We start from the raw sequence: 19353 nt of genomic DNA, 5'->3' as shown, positions 1-19353 counted from the left end.
CTAGTCTGCTGAGGCGTCATCGGACGCCTCCACGATCGTGGAGATAGTGTCCTGATCGTGAACTTTTTTCAGTGCGCCGCTGTAAATATTATAATGCCAGCCGTTTATCTGCAGCGTCCCGGCTGCCACCCGGCTGGCAATCCACGGATACGTCAACAGGTTGCGTAATGAAAAACCAATCGCCGCCTGCTCGCACTGGCTGAAGGTCTTGGGATCATTCAGTTTGTCCGGGTCTGCCAGTTTCGCCACCGGTGCCACAATCGACATCCAGCGCGAGATGAACGAATCCTTTTCCATCTTGTCCGGATCCAGCACCAGAGAGCGGATGCCGCCGCAGCGCGAGTGTCCCAACACGATGATCTCGGGCGCCTCCAGCACCGTTATCGCATACTGCAGGGCCGCGCTGGTGCCGTGGTACGAGCCTTCGACTTCGTACGGTGGCACCAGGTTGGCGACATTGCGAATAACAAACAGATCGCCCGGCTCGGTATCAAAAATCCGCGAGGGCTCCAGCCGGGCATCACAACAGGTTATCAGTACGTAGGACGGTCGCTGGTCCTGCGCCAGCTCCCGTATTTTTTCCCTGTTTTGTGCGTAATAGCCTTCTTTGAAACGCTTGTAACCTTCCAGTAGTTTTTCACTCATCCTTATTCTGGTTCCTGCTTGTTTTTATTGGTTGCACGGTACTGACTGCCGGGTATTAGTTGCCCGGTACAAGGCGCTTGATGCCTTCACCCTCAATGCCCAGATACACATAACCGTCCGGGCCCTGACGTATCGCGCGCACCCGGCCGATACCGGTCAGCAGATCGGTGCGACGCAGGACGCGGTCTTCATGAATCTCCAGTAACTCAAGCTTGGTGGCACGCAGGGCACCAACCAGCAGATGGTTCTGCAGCTCCGGGTAACGGTCGCTGGTGACAAAGGCGATGCCAGCCACGGCAATGGATGGGTCCCAATACCAGATGGGTTGTTCAATGCCTTCGCCAAATTTGGCTTCAGCCAGAGGCTCGCCGTTATAGTTGATGCCATACCCGACATAAGGCCAGCCGTAGTTCAGGCCCGCTTCTGCAATGTTGATTTCATCGCCACCGCGTGGGCCGTGTTCGCTGGCCCAGACCTGACCGGTGACCGGGTTGATATCGATACCCTGAGGATTGCGGTGCCCATATGACCAGATCGCGGCTTTGGCGTTATCCTGGTCTACAAAGGGATTGTCGGCGGGCACGCTGCCGTCAGCATTCAGGCGGTAGATTTTGCCGCCATCGCGGGTCAGGTCCTGCACATTGGTGAAGTGGTCGCCGCGGTCACCGATGGAGAAATAAAGATAACCGTCGTTGTCAAAGATCATGCGCCCGCCGTAGTGCTGGCCGCGCATGGAGTTTTCGGCGCCCTTGTAAAGAACCTCCTGATCAACCAGTCGGTTGCCGTCGAGCCGGGCGCGCATGATGGCGGTGTTGCTACCTTCGCCTTCGCCCTCTTCACTGGCGTAGCTGATATACAGCCAGCCGTTATCGGCATACTCCGGGTGCAGGACAATATCCAGCAGGCCACCCTGACCGTTGGTGTGCACGGCAGGAACGCCGCCCAGAGGATCGCCGACCTGACCATTGCGCACGCGGAAGATGTCGCCGTTGCGATCGGTCACCAGCATGTCGCCCTCAGGCAGCCACACCATGCCCCAGGGCATCTGAATTTCGCTGGTGATGGTCTCCAGGCTGAATTCCGGCAGGCCCTGCGCCAGGGCGTTGTTGACGGCAGAAAAGGACAAAGCATAGGAGCCTAAGGTGATGGCGGCGGCGCTTAACCAGACTTTCTTTTTCATGACAATTCCCCGTGTGGACTAACGTCGTTGGTAAACTGGGCTTATTGTAGCTGAGTACGGCAATTGTTTCAGCATGGATTGCCTGGGTGATGTCACCGGGGGCGACAGCGCCCGATCGGTGTTTGTATGAGACAAAGTGTCGCAGGCGTATTAAGCGGTTATTAAGCGCATTGGTGTACAATGCGCTCAGGTTACGTTCGGTTATGTTTATGCCTACACCGGTCTCAAGGAGTTGATATGAAAAAGTTGTCCTGGTTAAACGCAATGTTGCTGGCGGTAGTGGTAGCCCTGCCAGCTGGCAAGGTGCTGGCGCATGGTGAACTGAGTTCATCCGCGCCCGGTCATGAGGCGGTGGTGATGTCGCCGGAACAGTTGGTGCTGAACTTTAGTGATGATGTACGCCTGTTGCGTCTGACGTTGGTCCATGGGGCCAGCCACAACATGGATTTCGGTTTCAGCCCGACAACGGCCGCGCAGCGGACCTTCAGCCACGACCTGCCCGAGCTGATGCTGGGTACCCACACGGTGAACTGGACAATTATCGGGACTGATGGTCATACCGTGAATGGTAGCTTCAATTTTGTGGTCAGTGACGGCGGTGAGCAGGCCGAGCTGCAGGAGCTCAGCCACAACGACCATCATCAGCACTGAGCGCGCCATTGAACGCAACGCTTTGGGAAATCGCCATCCTGCTGAGCAAATGGCTGTCCTACCTGGCCATGGTGGCGACACCGGGTGCTGTGTTTGTCGCCTGGCTGTGTCGTCAGGTACCCACCGGCAGCCCCGACGCTGAGCCCCCCGGGATTGACCGGCGCTTGCTGTCGCATTTTCTGTTGCCGGCAGCGGTGCTGGGCATTCTGGCCTGCAGTGTGTTTTTCCTGTTCCAGGTGGGCGCCATCAATCAGCGCGGGCCCGGCGGCATGTTTGATCCGGTTATGTCGCAAATTCTGGCGCAAACAGCATTGGGCGACGGTGTGCGCTGGCGACTGTCCGGATTTTTTCTGGCGTTGGTGGCCACAGGCCTGTGGTACGTCTCGCGTTCGCTGCCGGCAGCAAAAGCCACCCCCCTGATACTGTCGTCGCAGGTCATCATTACGCTGACCGCCGCAGCGCTGCTGTGTATAGCAGTGTCTTTTGCGGTTCTTGGTCATGTCAGTCAACTGGCCACGATCAGTCGGCTGATGCTGGTTTTGCATATCGCTGCCGTCTGTTTGTGGGCGGGCTCCTTTATTCCGCTTTATGCTCTGTGCAGCGCCCAGATTCAAGGCCGGAACGGTTGTGATCGGCAGTCTTTACAATCGCTGCTGGTGTTGTTCAGTCAGGCGCTCTGGATCGTGCTCAGCGCCTTGCTGGTCAGCGGTCTATGGTTGATCTGGCAGCTGAACCCGGATTTCTCCGCGCTGCTGGCTACATCCTATGGGCAGGTGATGCTGCTCAAACTGGCGCTGGTGGCAGGCTTGCTGGCGCTCGGTGCCCGGCACAAGTTCAGTCTGGTCCCTGCGCTGATGCTGGATGGCGCGTCACGTTTGCGCCGCTCGATCAGGTTACAGATGGGGCTGGCTGCCCTGATCCTGCTGGTGACAGCGGTTTTCACCACCATGACCGGCCCGGCAGGCTGAGCTGACGCCAGTCAAAATTAATTGTCACCAAACTGTAAACAAATTGTAATATTGCGGCGCATTTAATAAACTTCGCGCCCATGGACTATTTCGAAATCTCTTATACCGCTATCGGCGGCCTGGGTATCTTTTTTCTCGGTCTCAAGTACCTGTCCGAGTCGCTGCAGTCCAGCGGAAAAGAGGCGATCCGTGGCATTCTTGCCTCCCTGACCCGGAACCGTGTGCTGGCAGTGCTGGCCGGTGTGGGTATTACGGTATTCGTGCAGTCCAGCAGTATCTCTACAGTGATGACCGTCAGTCTGGTGAATGCCGGGCTAATGGAGCTCAAGCAGGCTATTGGCGTCATTCTGGGTGCCAACATCGGCACCACGGTCACCGGTTGGATTATCTCCTTCAAGGTCGGCAAATACGGGCTGTTGTTCATAGGCCTGGGCATCTACCCGATGGTGGCAGCGCAGCGTACCTGGCTGAACACGCTGGGTAAGGCGCTGGTCGCACTGGGCCTGATTTTCACCGGTCTGGAGTTCATGAGTGGTGCGTTTGTGCCGCTGCGTACCGACGAAAACTTCATTTCTTACCTGTATCTGTTTGATGCCCAGTCACTGGGCAGTTTGCTGGCCTGTGTGGCGCTGGCGTGTTTGCTGACGGTGATTGTACAAAGCAGTTCTGCCATGCTCGGCATTACCATCACGCTGGCAGCAACCGGGGTGATCAATTTCGACACGGCGGTCGCTCTGATCATCGGCGAAAACATTGGCACCACCATTACGGCCCAGCTGGCGGCGATAGGTGCCAACACCTCGGCAGTGCGCGCCGCCCGGGCCCATGCCATATTCAATATTCTGGGCGCGGCGCTGTTTATTGCCATATTCCCCTGGTATGTATCGTTTGTCGATTTTGTCGTCGCGGGTGAGGCCAACCTCCAGGATGCAGAGGGTATGCGGCCCAATATCGGCTGGCATATAGCCGTCGCGCATACCCTGTTCAATGTGCTTAACGTGCTGTTCTGGATACCATTGATTGGATTTCTGACCAAAACCGTGATTTGGCTGGTGCCGCAAAAGGAAGAAAAAGAATCTCACAAGCTCAAGTATCTGGGTAGCCGTACCACCATGGCACCGGAGATGGCCCTGCAGCAGGCCGGTCTGGAAATGGACAATATGGTAGATATTACGCGGGAGATGTTTGAGGTCACCCGTGAATACGTCACGGCGCCCAAGCACAAAAAGAAGCTGTTTGATCGCATCAATCACCTTGAGGATATTACTGACAATATCGAAGAGGAGATGATCAATTTCATCACTATTGTGCTGACCGGCTCTGTGTCGCAGGGACAATCGCAGCGTTCATACGGGTTGATGCGTATGGCCGATGAGATTGAAAGCATTGCGGATGCATTGCAGTCGTTCAGTATTTACCGCAGTCGTCTGTTCAAACGCAGTGAAGACCTCAGCCCGGACGCCTGGGCCGATATTCTCAGCTTCTTCGATGAGGTTGCAGCGTATTTTGACCGTCTGACCAAAGCGCGCGAACGTGACGCCAATGCAGCTGAGTTCAAGACGCTTATCGCAGACTCGAAGAAAATCAGGAAAATCGGCAAGGACATGCGGGAGCGCCATCTGGACCGCCTGCGCGCAGGTGAATGCCAGGCGGTGATTGCGCAGACTTACAGTGACATGTTCATGTCGCTGCGACATATCAAGAATCACACCGTGAATTATGTTGAGGCCCACGCCGGGCTTTAACGAACCTCTGAACAAGTCTGAGTGACCCGGCCTTAACGCTGTACGCGGGTAAAACTCCACAGCGATATGAGTGCCGCGGCCAGCATCAGAAGCAGCATCGGGTACACAGTGCCGTTGAAGATCAACGCCACCATTTGTGCTGCCACAGCTGACAACCCCATCTGCAGGAAACCGGTCAGACCAGAGGCACTGCCAGCCATTTCCGGGAACTCGTTAATCGCACCGGCCTGGGCATTGGGCAGTGAAATGCCATTGCCGAAGGTGCTCAGGGCGATCGGTGCAAACAGCGCCAACGGTTGGTGCAATCCCCCCAACTGCAAAGCGATGGCAATGCAGATACCGACAATGCTCAGCCGGGACCCCATGCTGATCATCCGGTGGATGCCCCACTTTTTCGACAGGCCGCGCGCCATGTAGTTACCTGTCATAAACGCCAGCGGGATCATGATGAAGTAGTAGCCATATTCGTTGGGCGGGCGATTGAACACGGAGACCATGATTTCCGGTGCGCCTGAGATAAAACTGAAAAACACCACGGAGACAAAAGCGACATTGAACGCGTAGGCAGAGAAAGTTCGCGCCCGCAGCAGCGTGGCAAAGCCTTTGAGCATGCTGCCGACCCCGGTGAAATAAACTTTACGGTGCAGCGTTTCCGGCAAATAACGGAACATCGCCAACAGCATGACGATGGCAATGGCAGCCACCAGATAGAAGATGGCGTGCCAGTCGAAGCGGACCAGCATTTCACCGCCGACTACCGGTGACAGCATGGGCATGACGACCATGACCATGACCAGGGTGGCGATGATGCCGGCGGCCTCATCGGCCGGGTAAACATCGCGCACGATGGCCCGCGCCAGCACCAGACCCACCGCGCCGCCCGCGGCCTGCACGATGCGACCCAGTATCAGCCACTCAATGCTGCCGGCCAGCATGCACAGCAACGAACCAAAAACGGTAATGCAGATGCCTGTGAGCATGACGGGGCGCCGGCCATAACGGTCTGACAGCGGTCCGTATATGAGGGTGGCAATGGCAATGGACAGCATCGACAGGCTGAGCGTGAGCTGAGCGGTGCCCGTGCTGACCATAAAGCGTTCGCGTACCACGGGGATGGCAGGCAGCATGATTTGCATGGCGACCGGTCCCAGGGCGGACGCGGCGGCGAGCAACAGTATCATGCCGCGAGAGAGGGATCTCGGGATGTCGTGCATAAACTGACCTGAAAGTGACGTCAGCGCTGCAGCACGGAGTCTTGTCGTTGCTGCAGGCCGGAATCCTGATTGCTGAAGATAACGCTGTTGCCAAGTAGGGCGACACGCTGGGAACGGTCGATAGTATACGCGAGACTGAAGGTTCTGTCGTGGAACTGGCGGGCCAGACGCTGAGCGGCGCTGTCATCAGCGTCTCCGGCAGCATCGGTGACAGGGTCCGGCGCCTGCAGTTCGACGCAGGACAAGGCATCACCCGAGTGGTCGCGCAGGCACAGGCCAGGCGTGTCGGTCGACAGAATTTCCAGGGGTAGTCCCTGGTCGACAATTCTGAACCTGGGAGAGCGACTCAGGTAGGACACCAGTTCAGCACCTTGTTCGCTGCTGCTGCCCCCGGGGGTGATGGGGAGCGCGAGGCTCAGCCGGCGTAAAATAGTCGGATCCTGACGCAAGGCGGCCGCATAATGCTGCAGCGCCTGCTCCTGTTGACCTGAGCGCCACGCGGCGTTCGCCAGTCTGGCTGATACCCGTGCGCGCAGCATCACCTCCTGCGCCGGCAGTTGTGCCAGTGCCTGCTCTGCCGCAGCCAGCACCGCCGCGTCCCGTCCCTGCTGCGCTGCGATCTCGGTCTGATAGGCAAAGACATAACCCTGATTGAGCGCAAAGGCGCCTTCGCTGGCCGTGCTGGCAAGCAGTTGCTGCATGACGCCCGGGCCGATCAATGCGATCAGTTCCGGTTCCAGCCACTCGGGGATATGAACATCCAGCGGCGCATACGGACGCAGACGATTGGTCAGGGTCCCGGCGTTGGCGAACAGCGAAGCGGCATGACGCGCTGAGCGCCAGGCGCGGAAGCGAGCCGTCAACGCTTCAATGCGCAGACCCCAGGCACCAAAGCGTGACCGGGTGGCCAGGTCTTCCCGGATGCGCTCGTAGCGCATGCGGTGCGCAACACTGTTGACCAGCGCGGCAAAGGAGTCCTTCTGGGCTTCATCAGCGGTGTAGGAACCGGTGCGGTCGGGCTGGTTCAACGCAGTCTGGGTCAGTCGGGCGGCATCATCCGGGTAGCCCGCCAGCATCAGAAAAATGGCACTGACCATAAAATGATCAGCGCGGTTCATGACGCCCACCAACGGCGATTGGCTGTCGCGCCACACCAGCATGTTATCCAGGGCACTGCGGGCGGCATCAAAGCGGCCCTGGTTCATGTACAGGTAAAGCTTGTATATCCAGGGGTTGCCCACGCTGTCCGGATCTATCTGACGCGATGCGCGATCCAGATAGTTTTCTGCTTCCTCAAAGCGCAACAGGTTAAGCGAGACCTCGGATGCGTTAAGCAAATGCACGGTGTCGAGTTCTGTTGCCTGCGAGGCTGCGATGTTCTCGTCCTCGGTCATGGCATTTTCGCAGGCCTGCAGAGACTCCGCGGGTCGCATGTCGGCCAGCTCAACCGCGCACAGCGTATTCCAGGCCCGACTGCGGTCGCGTGGATTGTCGCTGGCAGCCAGTACTTTTTCGGCACTCTCGCGGGCGTCATCGTAGCGTTTCATTTTGATTAACGGCCAACCACGAAAGGACTCGGTATCCTGTCCGTAAATGTCGCTGATCTGGTCGAGATACTGAAGAGACGTTTCCTGATCACCGATCAACTGATGCGCGTAGGATAACTGGCTCAATGTCAGGTAGTGCCATTCCAGGTTGCCGGAGGCCATGGCGCGGCCCAGTGAACTGTAGTTGGTCAGTGATTCGGCGATATTCAGATGGAACAGGGCACGTGGTAAATTGCCTTCCACGCGGAACAGGACTTCGGCCAGCGAGAACTGGGCGCCCGGCGCCTCGGGTTCATCGGAAACCCATTGCTGGGCCAGTTCACGCGCCCGCACATTCTGCCCCAGCGTCAGTGCGTCGCAGATGGCCAAAGCTCGCTGCTGGGTGATGCCGCTCATGCCAAAACACAGACGTTGAGAATTGAACTGGATGGCGTCGAAGCCGTCGTCGCTTTCCTGTGCCTGCAGCGGCGCAGGCATTAGCATCGCCGACAGCAACAGTGCCGTCGCCGGGCCTTTGACCAGTGCGGGCACGCGGGCCAAAACAGTCCTTGTGAGCAAGCGGTGGTGTGACATAAAAACCAGTTTATTTATCGGACGAATGATGTGTCTTGAGCGTGCTTCGTGCCAGCTGTTCCAGTGGCTCACGCATGCAGTCGCGCAGTACCTTGCCGAAATCAGAGACACCTGGCGCCAGCTCGACTCTGTGCGTCAGTACATGCGGCAGCAGCATTTCCAGGTCGTCAGCGTTGACATAGTTGCGTCCGCGCAGGGCAGCCAGCACCTGGAGCGCGGGCAGAATCAGCACCAGGCTGCGTGTCGAATTGCCCTGCACTACCCGTTCGTCAGCGCGCAGCGCGCGCGAGATGTCGACCAGCGTGGACTTGATGCCATCAGCAATATAAACGTGCTGGTCAATGCTCTTGCGGGCACTCAGTATTTCATTGCGCCCGACGCGGATGCGGTCGGCTGCCGGGTCGCGGCGCTGTTGCCAGGTGTCCAGTACCGCCAGCTCGGCATCGCGGTCGATATGAGACATGGTGATCTTGAACAAAAACCGGTCCAGTTGCGGCGTCGGCAGTGGGTAGGTGCCGACCAGGTCCAACGGGTTCTGTGTGGCGATGACAAAAAACAACGGGTCCAGCGGGTAGGTGATGTTGTCCACCGTAACCTGCTTTTCGCCCATCGCCTCCAGCATGGCCGATTGCACTTTGGGCGAGGTGCGGTTGATCTCGTCGGCGAGCACGACGTGGGCAAAAATGGGTCCGTGACGGAAGTGGAAAGTGTTGCTGTTGGTGTCGAACACGGGGCTGCCGGTGACATCGGAAGGCAGCAGATCTGGGGTAAACTGGATGCGGCGGAAGGCTGCAATAGGCACCGCGTCCGTTGCATCCGACGGCGAATGGTCATCGACAATGGCTTCGCCCAGGGCTTTGGCCAGTGTGGTTTTACCGGAGCCGGGGAAATCTTCCAGCAGCACATGCCCGTCCGCCAGCAGAGCAATAACAGTCAGTTCGATGACCTGGTCACGCCCGATCACCTGAGCGCGCACGGCCCCCGCCAGTCGTTGCAGGACATTACTGGCTTCGCTCAGGTCCGGGGTTGTCGAGGCTTCCGCTTCCATCACTTGCATCGTTCACTCCTGCTTACATGCTTGAAAATAAATCTCGGGGAATACAGGCTACCGGCTTGTCAGCCAGGGCGCCGGATGTAACACGGCGATGAACCGCCGCCACTGGGGCTGTGACCTGGTCAGTTCCAGCTGCAATTGTTTGCGCAATTGCTGCCAGTATTGTCGGCTAGCCAGCGCGTCCTGATCCGATATTTGCCAGCCACCGGCCGGCGCCAGGCCATAGCCAGGAGCCACGCGCAGGTGATCTTCGGTGAGAACACCGAACACGGGTGCTGCTGGCGCCAGACGGCGGGCAAAGGCTTCCCGGCTTTCGCCGTGTCGACGCGCTATGCCATAACTTGCCAGCGTATCGAGAGCCGCGCGGTATTGCAGCCGGTACTGGTTCTGCGCGCTGGCCCAGGCGGGCACCTGGGTACGATAGAACCGGATCAGATAGGCGGCAAGCAGCAAGGCAGTCAGCAACAGGGCGATGCCTCGGGTGATGTTCACCAGTGACCAGCGGCTGTCGCCTGCCTGATCCTGCAGAAAGGCCTCAAAAGCGGCGTCGTCGCGCAGCATGTCGGCAAGCATTTGTTGCAGTGAATCCTGCGGATCGGTGGACATATCCACCAGTGTTTGTGCAGGTGTCGGGTCGACGATGACCCAGCCCAGATCCTGCAAATAGATCTCCGGCCAGGCATGGCCATGTACAGCCTGAATCAGCAATGCGGAGCCGCCGGCCCTGTTGGCAGAGGGAACCGAGTAGCCGACACCCACACGTGCCGGAATGCCGAGGCTGCGATACAGGTAGGTGGCAGCGTAGGCAAAATGGATACAGTAACCGGTCATGTCACCAAACAGAAACGAGGCTGCCGGGTCAGTGGCATAGGCGTGTTCGTTGGCCAGACTGTAGATGCCGTTAGTGTCCAGCCAGTCCTTGACGGCCAGCGCTTTGGCGTAAGGGTCCTCAGCGAACTCTGCGCGCAGGTTGGCAATCAGCTCGTTGGCAAACTCACCGTAGCGCGGGTCATCGGGCATTTCCAGATACTCTGTCCATTGCGCCACAGTCCAGTCGGGCGAGCCTGCCTGGCGGCCGATCAGGTCCGGGAAGCTGAATTCAGGTACCAGTGATTCAACCGTGTAGGTCTGTCGGAAGCGCAGGCTGTTGGGATTGGGAGCACGCTCAAAACGCACCGGTGCGTCCAGTCCGAACGGGCTGCGGTGGGGCGTCAACAGGCCAATGGTGGTGGTGACGCTGCGACGTTTGTCCGGTGCCGGAACCTGGTCTGACACTTCAATGGGTGAGGCCGGAAATTCACTGACCAGATCCTGATCCAGGCTGTCATCCTCGGCTGTCCACAACAGTGTGCCGTTAAACTGGGAGTAGGCTGACTCACGAAAATAGTAGGCACCGCTGTCGGGTTCGTAGTCATCGCGGAACAGGACGATGGCAACGGGAGCTTCGCGATCGCTGGCATCGTTTTCGCCATCACGGAACGGATTGTCCGATTGCGAGCCACCACCTGCTGCCGATTGTCCGGTCAGTCCCAGGTCATCGGTCAGACTTGGGGTGGGCATGCCAAAGAACTGAACGTAGGCCAGCAGCGAAAAGCACAGCACGGCGAGCACGGAAAAATGATAGGGCAGGCGCTTGTGATTGTTTTCCATCATTAACAGCACTGCCAGCGCCAGCACCGCGATGACGCCAATCGCCATCAATATGGACGAGGGGTCGATGCCGCGTATCAGGGCAAAATCACCAATGAAATACGGCCTGTCGATCATGCCGCGCTGATGGGCTGCCAGCGTAATGACAAACGCACTGGCGACAAACAGCAGTTCCGGAATACTGCCCCAGCTATGGCGGCGTGCCAGCAGGCGAAGAGTCAGGCCGATGCCGGCAGCCAGCAATACCCAAAACAGCATCTGCCCGAGTTGGTAGCTCGCCATGGCGCCCACGGTTTGCGCGATCAGCGAGGTGCCGGTTAGCCAGTTGGCGACGGCGGCGCCGACGGCAAGAGTGATAGCGATGATCAGTACGATCAGGGGTGAGCGCAGGCGGAACAGGCGCGCCCCGGCATGCTGACGATCCAGCCACAGACAGGCCAGCAGGCAGCCGGAAAAAGCAGCAGCGGAGCCGGCAACGGTCGTCAGCGGGGTGCTCAGCACCCAGCAGGCGATGGCCAGGATCAACGCCCTGATCACACTTTGCTGAGCGCGTGGTTGTGATCCCGGGGTCAGGCCCCGGTTGTGCTGAGTGATCTCAATCATGGATTGTGTCAGTCATAAGTCAAAAACATTAAACCCTTTTCAGGAACTGGTCAAAAGACAGACCGGTTTGCCGGTCAACCATTACAACATGCGCCCCCAGTTTGTGAAACTCAAGCATCAGTTGTCTTAGCGTGGCGGTGCTTTGCGCGTCCTGGTGGCGTTCCTGTTCGCCACTGGCCAGCAGCAGGGCCTGCCACCACGGCGCGGGCTGTTCGTCGCTGATGCCGTCGGTACTGAACACGACGGAAAACGGTCCGGGGTTGGACTGCAGTGTCCGCTTCAGGAGTTGTGTCCAGGGGCCGGGTGTCGCCGGTGCAAAAATGATGCAGGCAGACTGGGCCGACCCCTGTCGCTGCAGAAACCGATCCAGTCCGTAGTCCGGGGTAACGGGTTGTGCGCGGGCATTGACCTGGCGCGAGCCGGCAAGCAATGGCAGTGCGGCGGCCACCGAGCTGGCGGTATCTTCACTGGCATCGGCGCCAAACACCCAGGGTGAACCGATGGCGCCCTGCGTCAAGGCAAAGCGGGCAACACCTGCCGCCGCTTCGTCAGCGTCACCGGTCACCAGGTAGGCAAGGGTGCGTTCGGTGTGGAACACACTTCTTTCCGCCAGCCGGACGTTAAGGTGCCGGTTGCGGGCATAGACCCGCCACATAATGTCACGCACCGAATCGCCGGCCGCGTAGCGCCGAATGTCCATGCGATCACCTTCCGGGCGTCCGGCAGGGTTGGGTATGCCGTCTTCGGACTCCATGGAGCGCAGCACAGGCAGGGTACGGAGTCGACCGGTCTGCGGCAGCACAAGCAACGGCATCTGCTGCGACTGGCGCCATGAAAAGCGACACAGGCCCAGTACATCGCGCAAGGTAAACAGTCTTACCAGATGGTGACTGCGACAGCGCCGCCAGGGCGTGATCTCCTCATCGACAGAATTGTCGTCGGGATTGATCCGGTTGACCGTGGTGAACCGGTCCGGCGCCGTGACGCGCCACTCCAGTGTCATCAGTGGCAGCCAGGCGAGCGCGGGCATCCGGAATCCGGTTTCATTGGGAAAGCCCGCCTCTGCCTGACAGGCGGGCAGGGACGTGCCGACAAGGCGGCGCAATCGTCTGCGCAGCAGCAACCCGGTCACGGTCACCATCAATACACTGAAAATGACAATACTCAGGGCGCACACGGTCAGCGCGAACACGACCAGGTCCATGCGCTGGTAACCAAAGCCCTGCAAGGCCAGCAGTGCCATGGCAAGCACTGCGAGACCCGCCACAGTGAAGGGGAAATGGGGACGAAGGTGAGTGCTCCGGGCTGTCGCCCAGCGTTGCAGGCGTTGCCATCGTGACCCCATTGAGTGGTGGCTGGCAGCGGACATCAACGCGGGTCCTCATTGCTCTGATGTTTCTGCGCACGCGCCAGGCATCTGGCCATGATTCTGTTGTTGCGGCTGTGCACCAGGTGCCGGGCATTAAGCAGTTGCGGAATCTCGATAAAAACCATGGCCGTCAGCAACATCAGGCCATAAACCACCTGATCGGTGCCCAGCAGCAGCGTCAGCCCGGTTGCAGTCAGACCGCCATTGACAATACCTCGCCCCCAGCGGGCCAGATAAAAATGATGCAGCCCCAATGGGAACAGCCGGTTCAGCAACAGATAGCGATCCGGGCTCTTCAGTCTCGCGCTTTCCAGCGTCAGGTAGTACTGACGCTGGTGGTCAGGCAGGCTTCGGATCTGCTCCCGCAGTTCATGTTCTTCCAGATTAAGTTCTTTTTCAGAAAACATGTGCGGATACGTCTCTTAAGCGATGTCGCTTAGCCGGAGTTGCCGTTGATGGGTTTCATTCAGGTCGCTGCCACGCTATCCATTTTGTCCTGATGTTTCTGCCAGAGCACAACAGCTATGACCAGGGCTGCGCCGGCAATATGGTGATAAACCGTTAACGGCGCCCACATCAGTAGACCGGCGCCCACGGCAAGCATTGCAGCGGTGAGCAGATTGAGCGGCCGGTCCAGTCGCCACTGTAACAGACCTGCCAGGGCAAAGAGACCGATGCTGGCCCAGAAAAAGGTATAAAAGCGTTCTGGCCAGGTGCCCGAGATCAAAGGTGAATAGGCGAACAACACGGGCACCAGATACAGACCTTTGGCTATTTTCCATGAGGTCACGCCTGTTGCCATGGGTTTGGTGCCGGCGATACCCGCTGCCGCGAACGCCGCCAGACAAACCGGAGGCGTCACGTTACTGTCCTGCGACAACCAGAATATGATCAGGTGCGCACTGAGCAACATGCCGGTAAGCAACTCCGGGCTCAGTAGCTCCTGGCGCAGTATCTGACGCATTTCCAGCGGCATTTCCCGCAGCGCTACTATCGGATCGCCACCAAACAGATTCAGGGTAGCGGTAACACTGGCCGGCAGATCGGTGGCCTGCAGTGCTGCCAGCATCTGGTCCTGAGCGATGAGATCGTACAGGATGGGTGCGGCCAGCGTTGCCAGTACGATATAGGAGGCGGTCACCGGCAGGCCCATGCCCAGAATAAGCGACGCCAGGGCAACCAGTACCAGACTGATCAGCAGACTGCCCTGGGCCCATTCCACGATCATCAGGGAAAACGCGTTGCCAACACCTGTGGTTGTCACCACCATGATGATCAGTCCCACTGCAACCAGCAGCAGTGCGGTTGACACCATGGTGCGGACACCATCGACGGTGGCTTCAAAAATATCGCCGGCTTTCATCGGTGTGGGTGACAGCCACGAGGACGCAATGACCGCCAGGATCGCTACCGCGGCAGCGCGAATCGGGGTATAACCGGCCACCAGTAATCCCACCAGTACCGCCAGCGGGATAATGAAGTGCCAGCCCTGTTTGACCACCAGCCAGATGCTTTCGTGATCGCCCGCTTTGTCTGCCAGCAGCCCCAGGCGTTTGGCTTCAATACGAACAAAAAAGATCACCGTCAGATAGAAAAGCAGTGCCGGCAATGCGGAGACGGCAATAATATGCAGATAAGGAATCTGTGTGTAACTGGCCAGAACAAAGGCACCTGCCCCCATGATGGGGGGCATCAACGCGCCGCCAGTGGAAGCTGCCGCTACCACACCGGCAGAGAACTGGGCCGGGAACCCGGAGCGTTTCATCATGGGGATGGTAATGACGCCTGTTGAAACTGTATTTGCCACCGCGGACCCTGTCACCGACCCCATCAGGCCCGAGCCGACCACAGCCACAATACCGGCGCCACCGGTAAAACGTCCGGCCAGGCAGCGCGCGAAGTTGACGATAAAGTCACCGGCGCCGGACTTGAGCAGGAAAGAGCCAAACAGGATGAACATGAAGACATAGGTCGCCGAAATATTGGCAGTCATGCCGAACATGCCTTCTTCACTGAAGTAACTGCGGTACAGCACTGTTTCCAGGCTCAGGCCGGGGAACGAAAAGACGCCGCTGATGTAGCGGCCCATGAACAGAATGTAACTCAGCGAAATCAGGATCAGTATGGGCATGAACCAGCCGGTGGTGCGGCGGGTGAACTCGATGGCCAGCGCTATTGCCAGTGCTGTGATGACGTAGTCGGAGAGGATGAATTCAGCTTCGCGGGCATACAGCGCATCTTCGAACAGAATCAGGTAAGCAGTGATTGTCACTGCAACCACTGCCAGCACGATATTCAATACTTTTATCGGCAAGCGGGGGGTCACACCATCCGCATCTTTTTCATTACTGGACAGTGCACACAGCGCGACAAAACCACCAAAGTGGATGGCAGAGAACCACAGTTCCGACATCGTGGCAAAAACATTGACGTAGACATGAAACAGGGCAAACAAAAAAGCAGCCCATTTCAGTAAAGGTGTTCTCATAGTGCGGACTCGCTGGTTTTATTGTTCTGTGGTGCTGCTTTCTGTATTGGTGTCGCTGGCGTATGGCAGGCTGGCATCTGCTGGCCGGTCATCGCCGGGCAGAATCAGATGCGGCGCTATCTCAAGCCCCTGTTCGCGATAGTAGCGAATGGCGCCCGGGTGCAATGGTGCTCCCAGTCCGCGCACGGCACGATCCAGCCTCATGTCACGCGTGGCACCGTGAATTTCCTGCAAGGCCGCCAGGTTCTCCCAGATGGTGCGGGTGATGTGGTAAACAACATCTTCCGGCACATCGTCACGAACCGCGAGCACATTGGGGCTGGAGATGGAGCGCACCAGCTCGTTCTGATTGGGGTAGGTGCCGGCAGGCAGGTCATACCAGTCCCACAGGTCGTAGCGCCGATTGATCGCGTCCAGCTCGTCCTGGGTGAAATTGAGCAGGGTGATGCTTTCGCCCATCTGGGCAAAGGCCTGCGTAATGGCGCTGACCGGCGCACCGGCAGGCACGTTCATGCCGACAATATTGCCATCCTGGATGGCGTTGGCGGAGCCACCGTAGCCCATGTACGCCAGCGACAGGCGATTTTCGTAGTCGATCTCCAGCGCATCAAAAATGTAACGGCCGGTCTGTTCTGCGCCCGAGTTGCGTGCGCCCAGCACGAAGCGTTCGCCGTCCAGGTTGCGGAAGTCCTGCATGGTGCCGCTTTCAACCAGTTCGGTCATCAGTACAAAATGCTCAACATTGTGCCAGACCGCGCCCACTGAGCGCAGGTGGGTCTGCGGGCGGCCAATGGGGCCTTCGCCGTTCCAGCCCCAGGCGGCAAATGGCCCTTGCAGCAGGGCGAACTGAGCCTGGTTATCGCGCAGCAACTTGATGTTCTCCAGCGAACCGGCAGAGCTGATGGCTGACAGGCTGATGTCATAGTCTTCGGCAAGTTGGGATTTGGCGATGGTGGCGATGGCCACCCCTATGGGATAGTAGGCGCCGCCGGTGGTCGCTGTGGTCAGAATAAAGGGCCGGTTGCTCGCCAGCTCATCGGAGCAGGAAGCGAGTGACAGGGCGCCAAGCAAGAGTATTATCAGACGTGTCTTCATGGGCGCAGATATAATCACATTTCCCCGCAAAGCTCAATCAGGCGGCGCGCATTGCAGTGCCAGACAGAGAATATCATGGTCAGCGCTACCAGTTTACCTGTGCTTCTATTTATCATATTGATGTTTCAGGTTTTTTTTGGGATTATTAAAGGTCTATGGCTGGTTTCCAGAATGACACACAAAAGGATGGTTTGAGTGACATTTGATATCGCACTGGTATTGAGCATTCTGCTGGTAGCGGTGCTGCTGTTTGCCACCGACAAATTGCGCATGGATGTCGTTGCACTGCTGGTGTTGTGCTCGCTGGCGGTGACCGGGCTGGTCAGTCCGGAGGAAGCCATCGCCGGTTTCAGTCATCCAGCCGTGATCACCATCTGGGCCATGTTCATTCTCAGCGATGGCCTGACCCGCGCCGGCATCGCCGATATGATGGGGCAACGTGTGATCAAGGTGGCCGGCAACAGTGAAGTGGCGCTGGTGGTCACCTTCATGCTGTTGGCGGGGCTGTTATCTGCTTTCATGAACAATATCGGCGTAACCGCGCTGCTGCTGCCCGTGGTGGTGGGTGTTGCCCGTCAGGTCGGTGCAACGCCATCGCGACTGCTGATGCCCATGGCATTCGGGTGTCTGCTCGGTGGTGCTCTCACCCTTATCGGTACACCTCCCAATCTGCTGGTCAGCATTGCGCTGCAGGAAGCCGGCTTCGAAGGTTTCGGATTTTTCGACTTTGCACCGATAGCGGTGCCGGTACTGCTGGTAGCCACCGCGTTTGTGGCGCTGATTGGCCGGCATTGGCTACCGGCGCGGGATCCGGTAGCGGAGACCGGCGATAGCCGCGATCTGCGGGAGCTGTACAGTCTGCAGGAGCGTATTTTTGCTGTACAGGTACCCGATGAATCGCTGCTGGTGGGCAAAAGTCTGGGCGAAGCCGGCCTGACCACCGCGGCCGGGTTAATGATCATTGCACTCAGCAGAGGCGGGCATACGCAGGCGCTGCCGTCGTCGGTGACCCGTTTGCAGGCGGGCGATATTCTGCTGGCCCAGGGGCGACTGGATCGCTTCAAGCTGCTCAGACAATGGAGCGAGCTGTCCATTGAGCGTGAAGCGCCGGTTTTGCACGACCGGCTGCTGGAAGACGCCGGGCTTTACGAGGTAACCCTGGGTGAGGACTCTTCGCTGGCCGGCAAAAGCATGACGGCGGCGGAGTTCTACGAATCAACACAATCCTGGCTGCTTGCTGTGCTCAGTGGCGAGACGGTGCGCCGGACACGTCTGGCTGACTACACCTTTGTCAGTGGCGATCAACTGTTGATTCAGGGCGACGAGAAGGTGCTCAAAACCCTGCGCGAAAAATACCAGTTGATTGGCGTGACCCCGCTCGACAAGGAGCGCGTGCAGCAGAAGTATCACCTGGATGAACGTCTGTTGGTGTTGAAGGTGCCCAAGGAGGCATCTCTGGCCGGGCGTAGCGTGGGCGATACCCGCCTGGGCAAGGCTTTTGATCTGCGTTTACTGGCCATGTTCCGGGATGGCGAGTTTATCCGGCCGTTACCGGCCGAACAGGAGATACAGGGCGGTGACCTGCTGCTGGTGCAGGGCCGCCAGGAAGACTTCGATCTGCTCCGTGGTTTGCAGCAGTTGCGCATGCTGGATGATGCCACGCCCTACATGAAAATTTTTGAGCAGGGCAAGCTGGCGATGGTGGAAGCCATCATGCATCCGCACAAATGGATCAACAACAAAACTGTCGCTGACCTGAAACTCAGGGAAGCCTGGCAGGTGGAAGTGGCTGCGCTTTGGCGTGGCGGCCGGCCCTACCGTTCCGGTCTGGGCGATATGGAGCTGCAACGTGGTGATGCCCTGCTGCTGGTAGCTCCCATCAAGCAACTGGCGGCACTTAACAGGAATCGCGACCTGATTATCCTGAACCCGGTGTCGGCACCCGAAGTAGACAAGTCGCGGGCGCCCATCGCTGTGGGCAGTATGGCGCTGGTGGTCTTGTTGTCCATCTTTGGCCTGATGCCGATTTATATCGCAGCACTGATAGGTGCCACGCTGATGGTACTCGGGCGTTGTCTGAACATGGAGCAGGCTTACAAAGCCATTCACTGGCGCTCCATTGTTTTGCTGGCCGGCATGATGCCATTGGGCGCCGCGATGCAGGGGAGCGGGGCGGCTGCCTATCTGTCGCAACAGTTATTGCAGTTGACCGGAGGATACAATCCCTGGCTGACCGTGGCAGGACTGTACTTTCTCACCGTTCTGGGCACGTTGATCATACCCACCGTGGTCCTGGTGGTGCTGATGGCTCCCATTGCGCTGTCGGTAAGTATTGGTCTGGGCGTGCAACCGCATGCTGCCATGATGGCAGTAGCACTGGCGGCGGCAGTGAGTGTGGCGAGTCCGGTAGCGCATCCGACCAACGTGCTGGTGATGGGGCCGGGGGGTTATCGGTTTGTCGATTTTCTGAAGCTGGGGCTGCCGCTGACTTTACTGATCTTTGTTGTGGGCGCAATCCTCATGCCGATCGTCTGGCCACTGTAGGGTTTACGCCCGCAACAAAATATTCCG

Annotated in this window: 14 protein-coding genes; 4 read left to right on the top strand and 10 right to left on the bottom strand. The window is 58.4% G+C overall.

The features are described 5' to 3' along the window. Together ENH71_RS11590 and ENH71_RS11585 are read right to left on the bottom strand one after the other, a co-directional pair. Positions 1–645 carry a carbonic anhydrase gene (locus ENH71_RS11590; protein WP_294130393.1) on the bottom strand — a complete coding sequence of 215 codons (645 nt, stop codon included), beginning with the start codon at positions 643–645 and terminating at the stop codon, positions 1–3. A gap of 55 nt (positions 646–700) precedes the next feature. Beyond that, complete coding sequence (locus ENH71_RS11585) at positions 701–1825, bottom strand: PQQ-dependent sugar dehydrogenase (RefSeq protein ID WP_294130389.1); 1125 nt, start codon at positions 1823–1825, stop codon at positions 701–703. Positions 1826–2062: 237 nt separating this feature from the next. On the opposite strand from ENH71_RS11585, the gene ENH71_RS11580 reads away from it, so the two are divergent. From ENH71_RS11580 to ENH71_RS11570, 3 genes are all read left to right on the top strand, one after another. Next, the gene (locus tag ENH71_RS11580) at positions 2063–2476 is read left to right on the top strand and encodes a copper resistance CopC family protein (RefSeq protein ID WP_294130386.1); all 414 of its coding nucleotides are present in this window, start codon (positions 2063–2065) and stop codon (positions 2474–2476) included. Positions 2477–2484: 8 nt separating this feature from the next. Further along, positions 2485–3444: a CopD family protein gene (locus ENH71_RS11575; protein WP_294130381.1), complete on the top strand. Its 960-nt coding sequence runs from the start codon at positions 2485–2487 to the stop codon at positions 3442–3444. Positions 3445–3524: 80 nt separating this feature from the next. After that, the gene (locus ENH71_RS11570) at positions 3525–5189 is read left to right on the top strand and encodes a Na/Pi cotransporter family protein (protein ID WP_294130379.1); all 1665 of its coding nucleotides are present in this window, start codon (positions 3525–3527) and stop codon (positions 5187–5189) included. A 32-nt stretch (positions 5190–5221) separates the two neighbouring features. Here ENH71_RS11570 and ENH71_RS11565 read toward each other — a convergent pair whose 3' ends face one another. From ENH71_RS11565 to ENH71_RS11530, 8 genes are read right to left on the bottom strand one after another with little or no spacing between them, the layout of a single operon-like run. Further along, positions 5222–6403, bottom strand: a complete 1182-nt coding sequence (locus tag ENH71_RS11565; RefSeq protein ID WP_294130378.1) for a multidrug effflux MFS transporter — start codon at positions 6401–6403, stop codon at positions 5222–5224. 20 nt (positions 6404–6423) lie between these two features. Beyond that, positions 6424–8490, bottom strand: coding sequence for a tetratricopeptide repeat protein (locus ENH71_RS11560; RefSeq protein WP_294130375.1), 2067 nt, complete (start codon positions 8488–8490; stop codon positions 6424–6426). Between the two features lie 43 nt (positions 8491–8533). Continuing rightward, entirely contained in the window at positions 8534–9580 is a 1047-nt protein-coding gene (locus ENH71_RS11555) for an AAA family ATPase (protein WP_294130373.1), read from the bottom strand. Between the two features lie 48 nt (positions 9581–9628). Further along, the gene (locus tag ENH71_RS11550; protein WP_294130371.1) at positions 9629–11830 is read right to left on the bottom strand and encodes a transglutaminase TgpA family protein; all 2202 of its coding nucleotides are present in this window, start codon (positions 11828–11830) and stop codon (positions 9629–9631) included. A gap of 28 nt (positions 11831–11858) precedes the next feature. Further along, positions 11859–13199 (bottom strand): DUF58 domain-containing protein, encoded by a 1341-nt coding sequence (locus ENH71_RS11545; protein ID WP_294130369.1) that lies wholly within the window; start codon positions 13197–13199, stop codon positions 11859–11861. Continuing rightward, positions 13199–13606, bottom strand: a complete 408-nt coding sequence (locus ENH71_RS11540; RefSeq protein WP_294130366.1) for a TM2 domain-containing protein — start codon at positions 13604–13606, stop codon at positions 13199–13201. The genes ENH71_RS11545 and ENH71_RS11540 overlap by 1 nt, the downstream gene beginning before the upstream one ends. A gap of 59 nt (positions 13607–13665) precedes the next feature. Then, positions 13666–15687 carry a TRAP transporter permease gene (locus ENH71_RS11535; RefSeq protein WP_294130364.1) on the bottom strand — a complete coding sequence of 674 codons (2022 nt, stop codon included), beginning with the start codon at positions 15685–15687 and terminating at the stop codon, positions 13666–13668. Between the two features lie 18 nt (positions 15688–15705). Next, a complete protein-coding gene (locus ENH71_RS11530; protein ID WP_294130362.1) occupies positions 15706–16782 on the bottom strand; it encodes a TAXI family TRAP transporter solute-binding subunit in 1077 nt (358 codons plus the stop codon). Between the two features lie 195 nt (positions 16783–16977). On the opposite strand from ENH71_RS11530, the gene ENH71_RS11525 reads away from it, so the two are divergent. Continuing rightward, positions 16978–19326: a sodium:proton antiporter gene (locus ENH71_RS11525; protein WP_294130359.1), complete on the top strand. Its 2349-nt coding sequence runs from the start codon at positions 16978–16980 to the stop codon at positions 19324–19326. Positions 19327–19353 lie beyond the last annotated feature (27 nt).

The sequence above is a fragment of the Pseudohongiella sp. genome (assembly GCF_011050365.1).
In the GTDB taxonomy this organism is placed as follows: Bacteria; Pseudomonadota; Gammaproteobacteria; order Pseudomonadales; family Pseudohongiellaceae; genus Pseudohongiella.
The sequence above is the reverse complement of the archived record's forward strand: the minus strand, read 5'-3'. Positions and strand labels throughout refer to the sequence as shown.

What these genes read in the sequence shown, in the direction of transcription:
- ENH71_RS11590 (WP_294130393.1), bottom strand. Translation starts at nt 645, where the DNA reads ATGAGTGAAAAACTACTGGAAGGTTACAAGCGTTTCAAAGAAGGCTAT.
- ENH71_RS11585 (WP_294130389.1), bottom strand. Translation starts at nt 1,825, where the DNA reads ATGAAAAAGAAAGTCTGGTTAAGCGCCGCCGCCATCACCTTAGGCTCC.
- ENH71_RS11580 (WP_294130386.1), top strand. Translation starts at nt 2,063, where the DNA reads ATGAAAAAGTTGTCCTGGTTAAACGCAATGTTGCTGGCGGTAGTGGTA.
- ENH71_RS11570 (WP_294130379.1), top strand. Translation starts at nt 3,525, where the DNA reads ATGGACTATTTCGAAATCTCTTATACCGCTATCGGCGGCCTGGGTATC.
- ENH71_RS11565 (WP_294130378.1), bottom strand. Translation starts at nt 6,403, where the DNA reads ATGCACGACATCCCGAGATCCCTCTCTCGCGGCATGATACTGTTGCTC.
- ENH71_RS11555 (WP_294130373.1), bottom strand. Translation starts at nt 9,580, where the DNA reads ATGCAAGTGATGGAAGCGGAAGCCTCGACAACCCCGGACCTGAGCGAA.
- ENH71_RS11550 (WP_294130371.1), bottom strand. Translation starts at nt 11,830, where the DNA reads ATGATTGAGATCACTCAGCACAACCGGGGCCTGACCCCGGGATCACAA.
- ENH71_RS11545 (WP_294130369.1), bottom strand. Translation starts at nt 13,199, where the DNA reads ATGTCCGCTGCCAGCCACCACTCAATGGGGTCACGATGGCAACGCCTG.
- ENH71_RS11540 (WP_294130366.1), bottom strand. Translation starts at nt 13,606, where the DNA reads ATGTTTTCTGAAAAAGAACTTAATCTGGAAGAACATGAACTGCGGGAG.
- ENH71_RS11535 (WP_294130364.1), bottom strand. Translation starts at nt 15,687, where the DNA reads ATGAGAACACCTTTACTGAAATGGGCTGCTTTTTTGTTTGCCCTGTTT.
- ENH71_RS11530 (WP_294130362.1), bottom strand. Translation starts at nt 16,782, where the DNA reads ATGAAGACACGTCTGATAATACTCTTGCTTGGCGCCCTGTCACTCGCT.